Origin of the sequence: Terrabacter sp. LjRoot27 (assembly GCF_964254175.1) — a bacterium.
Lineage (GTDB): Bacteria > Actinomycetota > Actinomycetes > Actinomycetales > Dermatophilaceae > Terrabacter.
The window spans coordinates 2,414,216-2,425,766 of record NZ_CAXUSS020000001.1 but is presented as its reverse complement, the minus strand read 5'-3'; the positions used below and the strand labels follow the sequence as shown (position 1 = coordinate 2,425,766).

5 protein-coding genes are annotated in these 11,551 nt (G+C 64.3%); 2 read left to right on the top strand and 3 right to left on the bottom strand.

From position 1 onward, the window contains the following. The first annotated feature begins 56 nt into the window (after window positions 1–56). Window positions 57–527, top strand: coding sequence for a hypothetical protein (locus ACSQ2D_RS11345; RefSeq protein ID WP_435986048.1), 471 nt, complete (start codon window positions 57–59; stop codon window positions 525–527). Between the two features lie 141 nt (window positions 528–668). Here the strand turns inward: ACSQ2D_RS11345 and ACSQ2D_RS11340 are convergent, their stop codons facing one another. Next, entirely contained in the window at window positions 669–1,109 is a 441-nt protein-coding gene (locus ACSQ2D_RS11340) for a hypothetical protein (RefSeq protein ID WP_256796448.1), read from the bottom strand. A 3,599-nt stretch (window positions 1,110–4,708) separates the two neighbouring features. Here ACSQ2D_RS11340 and ACSQ2D_RS11335 point away from each other — a divergent pair. Then, window positions 4,709–6,043 (top strand): ISL3 family transposase, encoded by a 1,335-nt coding sequence (locus ACSQ2D_RS11335; protein WP_435986047.1) that lies wholly within the window; start codon window positions 4,709–4,711, stop codon window positions 6,041–6,043. 3,106 nt (window positions 6,044–9,149) lie between these two features. Here ACSQ2D_RS11335 and ACSQ2D_RS11330 read toward each other — a convergent pair. Together ACSQ2D_RS11330 and ACSQ2D_RS11325 are read right to left on the bottom strand one after the other, a co-directional pair. Beyond that, window positions 9,150–9,899 carry an ABC transporter ATP-binding protein gene (locus ACSQ2D_RS11330; RefSeq protein WP_435986046.1) on the bottom strand — a complete coding sequence of 250 codons (750 nt, stop codon included), beginning with the start codon at window positions 9,897–9,899 and terminating at the stop codon, window positions 9,150–9,152. Window positions 9,900–10,890: 991 nt separating this feature from the next. Continuing rightward, window positions 10,891–11,475: a hypothetical protein gene (locus ACSQ2D_RS11325; RefSeq protein ID WP_435986045.1), complete on the bottom strand. Its 585-nt coding sequence runs from the start codon at window positions 11,473–11,475 to the stop codon at window positions 10,891–10,893. Window positions 11,476–11,551: the final 76 nt, after the last annotated feature.

Here is an 11,551-nt window from a genome sequence, read left to right as displayed (position 1 = left end):
CGATGACGTGATCGGGAGCGGCACATCCGCAGGTGGCGCACTGGCAATCTGTATCCATGGCCTATGCCGCGTACTCGCAGCGAAAGCAGGCGCGGTTGACCGCGGCGTGTGACGAGCTCCTCCCGGTGAGAGAGACGTCGGACGATGACGGCTACACGAGCGTGGCCATCGACCTCGACAAGTACTCGGTGACCCTTTACTGGCGCGGCCCCGTGCCGTCCCGAGTGCAGGAAGCGGCCGAACGCGTCCGACGCTCAGGCATCACGGTGCACGTCATGAGTGCCCGGTACTCCCTCGTCGAACTGCAGGCAGCGGTCGACGCCGTCATCTCTGATGAGCGGAGGCGCAGCGTCCCACAAGGATTGCGTTGCATTTCGTTCTCACCGGCTGTCGACGGCAGCGGCGTCGACATAGTGACGGGATCACTCGACGACGAGTTGGTGGAAGCCCGGCGACACGCCACCGCCGTTCCGTTGCACATGACCCTTGGGGAACCACCGGTAGCACTCTCCGGCAGCCTGAAGTGACTGCGTATCCGGAGGACGGTTGAAGTCCAGACTTCCTGCACTCGAGCCCGGGCCTCGCTGCAGCCCGATCCAAATCGGCATGGGAAAAGGTCCTGAGCGCGGCAGATTCGGACGTCGCCGGCCGGGCCGCCGACGGGCTTCTCAGGGAGCCGGGCTGATCACGTAGTCGATCAAGCGGTCGGGCGAGTCACTCCGTGGGTGCACCAACAGGTGCTCGCTGACCGGCTCCTGGCCGGGGAGTTCATAGCGCACCTCGACCTGCCACCACACGGCCGAGACGCTCATCTCCAGCGTGACGCCGGTGACCGCGCTCGGCTTTCCAACGTGACGTGCGAGTAGCGCCCCGCTGCCGGGGCCCTCGGCAATGATCGCTTCGAGCGCGGATCGCTCCCCGGACTCCACGGCGGAGGTGTATGCGTCGATCGCGGAGTAGATCGTGGGTTGGCGATCAGTCCAAAGGTGCCACCCGATCAGGGCGGCCGCGATCAGGACGGCACCCGCGATGGCGATCGCGACCTTGAGCCGTAGGCCGCGCCGCGACCGTCCTGTCCGCTCGACGGACTCCGTCGTTGTCGTGGGCATGCGCGAGTGTCGCATGGCGCGGCTTGGAGCAGTGGCTTGCGAAGCAGGAACCGCCAGAGGAACCACTACGCGCGGCTCGCGGCATGACCGGACGTAGACAATACCGTCGTCTCGACACACCTCAGCATTCCGAAACCCATACCGCCCAAGCGCGGACGGGTGGACGATCGAAGTATGCGTTTGAAGAACTTCCCGTGCTGGGTCATGGGCCACATGTACCTACACAAGCCCGGGGACAAGGACATGCTCGTCTGCCAGCGCTGCGGCCATCAGGAGCTGATGGCCACCAGGCAGATGCGACAAGGAGGCGCTCCGCTCGGCCCTCGCTCTTGGAAGGAATGAGGGACCAGGGGTCGCGTTCACGTGTTGTCGGCCGCCACGGCTGTGGTCCGCCGGGCGATCTCCTGCGTTGCGAACAAGCATCCGACAAGCGGCATGACCGGACGGCTATGGCCGAACGGACACAGTCCGCGCCCCCGTGGGATCGATCTTAAGAACCAGCGAGTCCAAGTCCCCGAAGTCGAAGACCAAGCGCGTGGCGGTTGGCTCAAACTCAATCGCCATGAGCCACAGGTCGGGTTGGCCGAAGTGTTCTGTCCACTCTCGAGGAGCGGCGCGCAGCGCGGCTTGGCGTAGGCCAGGCAGGGAGATGAGGAGGCCGGGCAACTCGGCTAGAACCGCAGCACAACGCTGCTCGGCTTCGGGCCCGATTATGTCGATTTCGAGCTCGTCATTCCCATTGTCGGCGGGGCGCCGAATCGCGGACGGGACTGTGATGGTGCCCATCAGAACGCTCCCTGCGTCCACCCATGTCGGGTCGCTCGCCCACGAGATCGATCGCATGGCAGCGAGTATGCGGCACACGCGGCTTTCGCCAATCACCGAGCAACCGGAGCAGGGACCGGGCGGCTCCGCAGCCGCCCTTAACGCGGCAGATTCGGACGAGCGTAGCCGTCCTCAGTGCGGCAAGAACGGACGTCCGGGCTCATCCCGACATGAGAGCGTTAGGCACATGCCGACTTTGGTGTCTCGACTCCGAAGAGTGGGCGCGTGGATCTTGATGCTGGACCTTCGCGATCGTGCCGTCCGACAGCGAGACAGACTTGGCTGGGCGTTCGTACAGGGCCTGCTCGCCATCACCGCCCTATCCGCCATCTTGGGTCTGGGTGAGGGCTCGCGGTGGGAACTTGCGATAGCGGCGGTCGTGATCCTCTTCTTGGGCCGACTCATCCTCTGGCAGAACATTCGGTCGGGCACGAAGTGGAGGAGTCGGCTGTACGGCGGAGACGACAAGAGCTGACGCGGATCTCCGGCCCCACGACGCAGAAGTGATCACCGGCCAGCGGCATGGTCGGACGTCGTCCGACGGGCGGCATGACAGGACGGGGTGACGGCGCCCCCTGTAGCCCGTTACAACGCGTCCGGGGGGCGGATGCCGTGCCCGCGCAATACCTGACGCACTGCCGCCCTGTCCCGGTTGGCGTACTCAAGAGCCGCCGTCCTCACGACACGGTCACCGGCATGGGGATGCGCACTCTCGCCCCATTCAATCGCGATTTCCTCAGTGACGACTCGCGCCTGAACTCCTCGTGCTGCCAGTTCTGCGGCGAGCTGAGCAACCTCCTCCACTGAGCCACCCCAACCGAAACTGGTCTGCATCCGCGACCACCGCCTGCGATCGAGAAGGGCGACGACGAGCAACGGGGCCACGCCAAATGCGGCGCCGAACAGGAGCGGAACGCGAGTTGCCGCCGATACTGCAAGTCCTGCAGCGGCTGCCAAGAGACAAACACCGATGAGCGCCGACCAGCCCACTACGTTTAGCCGAGCGGTCCGGAGCCATGAGCGACGCCGGCCGCCAGCGCGCGGGCGGGACGGTTCCATGTACTCGGCGTGACCCCTGGACCGAACCATGAATCGATCCTGACAGACCCGCCATCTTCTCTGTAAAGACGCAGCCAGCCCCGGTCGCTTCGGCGCGGACCGCCTGCCACAAACGCGGCAGATTCGGACGAGCGTAGCCGTCCTCAGTGCGGCAGATTCGGACGAGCGTAGCCGTCCTCAGTGCGGCAGATTCGGACGAGCGTAGCCGTCCTCAGTGCGGCAGATTCGGACGAGCGTAGCCGTCCTCAGTGCGGCAGATTCGGACGAGCGTAGCCGTCCTCAGTGCGGCAGATTCGGACGAGCGTAGCCGTCCTCAGTGCGGCAGATTCGGACGAGCGTAGCCGTCCTCAGTGCGGCAGATTCGGACGAGCGTAGCCGTCCTCAGTGCGGCAGATTCGGACGAGCGTAGCCGTCCTCAGTGCGGCAGATTCGGACGAGCGTAGCCGTCCTCAGTGCGGCAGATTCGGACGAGCGTAGCCGTCCTCAGTGCGGCAGATTCGGACGAGCGTAGCCGTCCTCAGTGCGGCAGATTCGGACGAGCGTAGCCGTCCTCAGTGCGGCAGATTCGGACGAGCGTAGCCGTCCTCAGTGCGGCATGACAGCGCATTGCTAACAGCGCCTGCTCGGTCTCGATGATCCGGGGTCACCGACTCCTTGCCCACTTGCGCAGCTGCTTCACGCAGTCAGCATGGTGCGACGCGATCGGGGTCAAGGTGCGCCCTGGTGTGATGAACGCCGTGACCGGGGTCCAGCGCGCACGACCGGTCGTATCCGTCCACGCAATGGCCGGGCAGTCGGTGATCTGCTGAATGGCACCTCGTGGGATCGAGCGCGTGCGCAACATGCCCCGGACCTGGACCGAGGCTTGGTGGGTCTCGACACCAAGTCGATAACCGCGCACCGCCACGAGCGCACCGACTGGGATCAGGACTGAGCCCGCCACCCACCACCCACTCTCAGGTGCGAGGGCGGCGAACCCCAGCACCGTTGCCGCTACGCCAGGCAAGGGGTTCGCAACTCGGTTCACGAGCTGAGGCCGCATCATCACGAAAGCAGATTGCCACACCCGTTCGAATCCATGCGCGGGGCACTGAACGCGGCAATGTTGGACGTCCCGTCCTCCCAGCGGCAATGTCGGACGACCCCGTCCGCGGCATGAGCGGTAACGCCTACCGCTGGTGGTCAGACGGTGCTCCCCGGCGGTTCTATGATGGTCGCTCGCACAACTTGGGGGCGACCCCGAACTTCTCGATCATGAAGCGTCAAAACGGCGGGACGGCGGCCGCAGCAGGGCGCACGATGCGGTCGTTCCTCCCGGTTACGGACAGGTGCTCGATGAGAACTGAGCCAGGAGCCACCTTGAACATCGAGTTGGGGGCCGAACCGCGACCACGTCATAGGGCGGGTCTGGCAGAGGAGTGGGCAGGACTAACAAGTCGTGCATCGAAGTGGATGCCGCGAGAACCTCCACCGCGCACGCTTCTCGCACGCTCGTGACGATGGCGAACATGTGCTGGAACTCGGGATGCGTCGTGGACCAGGAGTCGAACTCCCGGTCGAGGTCTTCCCAGGGGCGCTGTCTGAAGGGATAAGAGGCTCTTCCCAGTTGAGTGTGGGGTGAACGCGACGCGCGGGGTCGCTGCCTGAGCTGGGAATGGGTCGAGGTCCCGGAGGATCAGAGGACTCTTACCTCTCCTGATCTCTAGGACCTCGACGTGCCCGAGCCTACGTCGTGCTGCTCCGCGCTGGGCGGCTACTGCGACCGTTGTGACCTTCTTGTCGGCCTGGACGGCCTACGCGTGACTGCCGTGGCCCGTGACGAGCACGGCGCGTTGAGCGTCGCCGTGGAGTCCGAACAGGCGGTGATGGGCTGTCCATCGTGCGGGGTGCTGGCCCACGGACACGGCCGAGTCGAGGTGCGTCTGGTGGATGCGCCGTGGGCTGGACGGTCGGTGACGGTCGTGTGGCGCAAGCGGCGCTGGGTGTGCCCCGAGCCGTCCTGTCCGCGCGTCTCGTTCGTCGAGCAGGACGAGCAGATCGCCCGGCCGAGGGCGCTGCTGACCGCGCGGGCGTGCCGGTGGGCCATCGAGCAGATCCGCCACGAGCACGCCTCGATCCACGGGCTCGCCCGGCAGCTCGGCACCGGCTGGGACACGGTGTGGTCCTCGATCCGGCCGCTGCTCGAGGACGCTGCCGCGGACGAGTCCCGGTTCGACGGGGTCACCACCCTCGGGGTCGATGAGCACGTGTGGCACCACGTGTCCCCGATCAAGCGTGGCCCGAAGGAGCTGACCGGGATGGTCGACCTGACCCGCCAACCCGACCCGAAGAACCCCGGCAAGGACATCGTGCGGGCGCGGCTGCTCGACCTGGTCGTCGGCCGCTCCGGCCCCGCGTACGCCGGGTGGCTCTGCGACCGCGGCGAGGCCTTCCGAGCCCGGGTGCAGGTCGCGACGCTCGACCCATTCCGCGGCTACAAGAACGCCATCGATGACCAGCTCCAGGACGCCGTCGCCGTCCTTGATGCCTTCCACGTCGTGAAGTTGGCCATCCAGGCCGTCGACGAGGTCCGGCGTCGCGTCCAGCAGGAGATCCACGGCCACCGCGGCCGCAAGAACGACCCGCTCTATCGGATCCGGAACATCCTGCACGCCGGCGCCGAGCACCTCACCGAACGCCAACGGTCCCGGCTCGCCGCAGCGATCGCCGCCGACGAGCGTCACGACGAGGTGTGGGTCGCCTACCAGTGCGCCCAGCAGGTCCGCTCCACCTACCACCAGAGCAACCACACCCAAGGCCGCGTCGTCGCGGAGAAGATCCTCGACAGCTTCGCCTCGTGCCCGATCCCAGAGATCGCCCGCCTCGGACGGACGTTGGCGCAGTGGCGTGAGGCATTCCTGGCGTACTTCACCACCGGCGGCGCGAACAACGGCGGCACTGAAGCGATCAACGGCCTCATCGAGCTGCACCGACGCGTCGCCCGAGGCTTCCGCAACCGCGAGAACTACCGGCTCAGAATGCTCCTCATCGGAGGAGGCCTGAACCTATGACCCCACACTCATCTGAGAAGAGCCGGATAAGACCACCCATCGTTCTCACGACGAGATCGTCGCACGTTCTGCCTGTCGACCCCGTGAGCGACATCATGCCTTGGCTGTGTCAACCTGATCGAGGTCCACGGTGACGGCTTGATTCGGGCCCACCTGTTGGTCGGCCTTCAGACGTGGACGATCAGGATCGTGCCGGCTCGTTTGGGCTTCGGGTTCCGGCTCTTACGTGTCGTGCGTTGGCTCGACGAGGGCCGAGCGTGGGTCGCCCAACGTCGGGAACCTCAGCTCAACCAGGCGAAGAACCGCGTGTTGAAGGTCGGCGTCGCGATCGTCTAGATCGTCGGGAAAGTCGATTGCCGTATTGCCGCGAGGGACGGCGGGGATACCAAAGAGAGTTAGGGCCTGGAGGCAAAGGTCCCGCACGTCCTGGGGCTCGACAACTCGCAGCGGCCGCACGCTTCCGGTTGTCTCATTGAGTAGAGCTCGTTCAGACATCGTCAGGGTGAGCAGTACGAGTCGGCGGTTTGCAGGGACGGGCCTGTCACCTTCCACGACGTGGACTGGGACGTCGTTTGGAAGCTTGCCTGGTTGGAGGCGTACTGGGTCGAGTTCGCGGTGGTCCGGCTTGAGGGCCAGTAACCAGACACGAGCTGGCTGTATGTCGTGGTGACGTAGAACCGAACAACCGAGCCCGCGGGGCAGGACTCGGTGCCTGCGATGGAAGTTGTGACCGACTCCGTCGCGGACGATACGGACGCGTTCAGCACGAGGGCTGCCACAGCCCCTACGACAAGCGTGGCCGACCTTCTTCGGCGCAGTTGAGACATGAGAGCACGCTCCTTCGCGAGAACTAGTGGATGGGTGTGATGCTAGTCGCTCTAGCCCACTGAAAGGTTCAAAGGTGCTTAAAGGTTCGGAAAGGTTCAAATGCCGCTCTGACGCTTGTTGACATATGGGCTGAAGGCCACTCGATTTCAGAAACTGGGTGCCGCTGCGGCATCTAGGTACATCTGCCTACTCGTGGGCCGAGCTCTGGCTGTGTTAAACGACCTCCGCGAAGCCCGCGACGCCGTCCTTGGCAAGACACCACCCGACCCCCGAAAAAGAAAACCCACAGCGGCAATGTCGGACGTCCCGTCCGCGGCAGAGCCGGTTGTCTGATCTACTCCTGCACGAGCCCAGTACGGCGACTTTGACGAGCTATCAACGCTGCGGCTCCGGCGAGCCACAGCAACAGCACGATCGCGGCCTGATGCGCAATGTCCGGTTGGAGAGGCCAGGCCCACCATGCGGGGTGATTTACCCCGTCGACCCCCATCACAACGACGGCGAAAGCGAATACGAGACTCAACATCGAGCCGAATGTACCGAAAACCGCCGTGCCAATCATAACAATGGCATGGTAGCCAACTGTGGCCACGACCAACGACCCTTTGACGTATGCGGTCGGACCCTGCACGGATACCACAAGGAGGGTCACCGACAAGAGGCTGGCATGCGCAGACATGTGCCAGGATGTTATGCGTCTCGACGATGCCGATTCCATCATGGCCATACCGGAATGAAGCGTCAGTCCGCATAGTGCTGCCAGTAGTGAGGGCTCAGCAACCCGGATCATCAGAGCGGACGGGGGAACTGGGGCCGTCAAGGCGCCTATTGGAAGGGATAGGTCTCGGAGGAACGTCGAAAAGACGAGAAGCGTGACCGCGATCATTGGACCTGCCACTTGATATCGACGTGTTCGAAGAAATGTGAGCCCGGGCCCGGGTCGCCTCAATGCACGCAGACTGAGCGAGGTCGAAGGTTGCAGCGCTGCGGGACGTTGCCTGTCCGAGGGGCTCATGGGAGACGAGGGACTGCGGCGCAGTTGGACACCGCTGTTTGCGCTCGATCGATCCAATCATCTTGAACGGCGCGCGTCGAACGCTCCAGACGCTGCACCGCAGCATAAGGGTCGGCCTGGGGAGGCAAACCCAGTCGCCGCAGTAGCAGCTCTCCGAAGATCTGCGACCATTGCTCTTGACCGAGCGATGGCTCAGTTGTGCGAGGGCATCCGCTCGGTGAATACGCAACCAGGAGACCGGCTTGACTTAGTAGGATTGAGTCAACGGACGGGTGCCGAGCGATGAGCGTGACGGGCGAATCTCCGGCCGTCAACTCCAGGCCCTCTTCTTTAAGGGCGCGTGGCATGGCGTCTAAGGTCCCGATTGCACTTTCGAGACGCTGATACGAGGCTCGGAACGTCGGGAGAAGATCCCGCTCGCGACCACGAACGCAAACCTGACCTCCCCCTGCGGCCTCGCACACGACATCCTCCCGGGGAGGCATCGGGTCAGCAAACGCCGCGCTGCCCGCCGGCACGACTGTGACCAGGACCAGTAGCAGTGACAAGGCGGAGATCATCAGAAGAGCCAACGCTCGGGTGGACTTGACCGGAGTGAGTGGCCTCTTCAGTCCGGCGATCACGAATAGAAGGGCCGCAAACGCCACCAACCAGAACGTTGTAAGCAAGATCCTAGGGGTTGACGCCTGCAACGTAGGATCCCAGAACGGCTGCTGAAGGATTGGCAATAAACGTCCCCACGTTACTTCGGCTCCGGTGACATACCACTGCGTCGAAGTGAAAACCATAAAAAAAACAACCGCTACGACTGGGGCTACAAATCGCGGTAACCACATGCCACACACGGACCCGAACGCGCTCTGAACGAGGAGGAACGCCACAGTTAGAGCAACCAGCGGCCAAGAAGGCATACCACTGGACTGGCTCGCGGAGCGAATGCTGGCCACGAGGAGCAGGGCGAGACAACACGAGGCGCTGGCTATCCAGACGGGGGCTACCAGTCCGACGAGAATGGCAGGACCCGTCCTCGGGACTGCAGCTTGGCGGCCCAAGAGTCCGCGGGCTCGAGCCACGGCTACTAACCACGCCGAGGCCGCCAGCGTGGCGGTCCCAAGCAGCATCAGGGTGGCCGTGTGAATCTGTACCGTGGTCCGCTGCCACCAGCCCGGCCAGGTCGCAGCCGGATCCAGCGCCAACGAACCGACAAGGAGCCCTAAGAGGAGCGGGAAGACCCACAGGACGGGGTTGCGACGGAATGGCACGTTACGACAGCCGTCCTGAAGACGTTCCTTGAAGAGTGCGTTGGAACGCCGCCTCAAGCTCCTGCCCCGTCACAGCTGAGTTATCGGGGAGCCCACACACCTCGTGCATGGGCCCATCGCGAACGATCCGGCCTTGTTCGATGATGAGGAGTCGCTCGCAGGTTGCCGCCAAATCTTCAGCCAGATGAGAGCTCATCAGGACCGCGGCGCGTGTGTCCATGGAAAGCAAAAGCTCGCGGAAAATCGCCCGCTGTTCGATGTCTAAGCTAGTGGTTGGCTCATCCAGCAGAAGCACGGATGGTTCGTGTACCAGCGCGGAGGCCAGGCCGACCCGTTGCACCATCCCGCCGGACAACTTTGACATGCGAGACGATTGTGCCGAACGAGAGAGCGCCACGGCATCCAGGGCAGAGCTTACTTTGACGTCGCGACCTCTCTTCGGAACGCCGTGTAACCACGCCGAGTACTCGACCGTCTGCTGCGCGGTGAGGGCCGGGTCGAAAGCGAACCGTTGAGGCAGTAGGCCCACACATGCCCGCCAAGAGCGCCAACGGCGGGGCGAGTCCAGCACGCCTTGGCCGTACACCAACTGTCCTGCACTCGGACGAGCCGCGCCGATAATCGCGTCGAACAGTGTGGACTTGCCAGCACCATTGCGACCGAGCAAACCGATACGTTCACCCGGTTCCATGACAAGTGTGACGTCGCGCAGGGCCTGAGTCGAACCGAAATCTACGGCGAGGCCCTGCACGACGAGAACTGGATCGAGCACCTACTTCGTAATCTGGACGAAGCCCGGGTGGCCCGTCGACTCGGAGGCCCATGAAGCGGACGTGTAGTACCCCTCGCCGCTCGATCCGTTGAACGTATTGGGGTTGCAGCCGTAGGCGGCACTGTACGTCGGCCAGTAATCGCGCTGGACGGGGTCGGGAGAGAACTGGAGGTTGCGCATCAAACGGCTGTAGAGCAACGTGGACGACGTTGAGTTCTGCACATCTGAGCACAGCCGCATCGGGTTGAGAGGACCGAAAGTAGGCGATTCAGCGCTACCACTTGACCTTGTGGAAAAGGTGAAATAGCTGGACGGGATGGAGGCAGCCGCAAAACTTACGCCGGTGGCTGAGAGCAGCACTGCTGCGATGCTCCCTGTCAAGCCGCAGCGACGCTTCCACGTAGTTGTCAGCATCTTTTTCCCCTGTCTGCACCGACGCACGGCAGTGAGCCGTGCATCGTGCATCGTAGCGGACCAACCGACATTTCGGGCGGGTTGAACCGCACCGAATCGAAACGGATCCCTTGAGCGTAAAACCAACCCAGCTTGCAACCGGAGGCGTGACCACATCACGGTGTGCCGCCGCCCTCAATCTGACGGGCCCCTGGCGTGACGTGGCGAAGCCCGACGGTAGAGGTCTTTCGCTGCGTACGGGGCGGGCTCACCAAGACCCCGGTCACCCACCTCGACGACACTGTCAACGGCATTCGATTCATCTAACATCTCGGCGCCATCGAGCCGCGGCCCCTCGACGACGCCGGGAGCGACGACGCCGCCCGCGGCGGTGGCTCCGTCACTGACGCTAGAGCGCCTCCGAAGAACGTCCGCTTCTCGGCACGACCGCGCTGACCGCGGCAGGATCGGACGTCCCGTCCGCGGCATGAGCGTCCTCGTGGCCGCACCAAGTCGACACCGCGGTGGCTGCGAGCGGGCGTCCGTGGCGTGCTTGAAGATCGCGTAACCGGCGTACTCAGCGTGGTGGGAATCCTGCACGGGTGGCGTACTGGCCGACACTTTCCCCAGCAGACGGCGCAGGTCTTTCGGATTCGTTGATCCGCGCGAACACGTGGTCTCCAGGAATCCCCGATGACCCAGTTGCTCGCCAGGCGAGGAATCCGATGATTGCTGCCGCAGACAGCTCGTCGCAGGACACGTCGGAGATGAGCTGCTGCGGCAACGCATGGTTTGCGAGGAGCGCCGGCCGCATCGAAGGATCGTCGTACAGCTTCCTGAGGGCGTCGGGAGGCGTGCTCGTATTGCCCGAGACTGCCTCCCGGACGCGTGGATCGGGGTCCTCGGCCAGCCGCGCGAGCGTGAGCGCGCCGGCCCGCGTGGAACTCGCGGCAACGTACCGTCGGAGCGCATCCGACGACGTCGCGATCTCGTCGAGGTCACGCGGGCGCAGATCCGGGTGATCGACCCCTGCCAACGCCTGATGGATGTCCTCCGCGTTGAGCAGCCTCCGCGCTACCTGCACCGAGTACGCGCCCTGTCGGATCCGCTCCGTGAGATTCGGGTCCGACAAGGCTCTTCGGTATTGGGCGTCGACGGTCATCAAAGCATCCTCCCGCAAGGGAGGGTGTAGAAGCAGGCGACGCGGCAACGCGCGCTCATCGGCAGATGCGGACGCT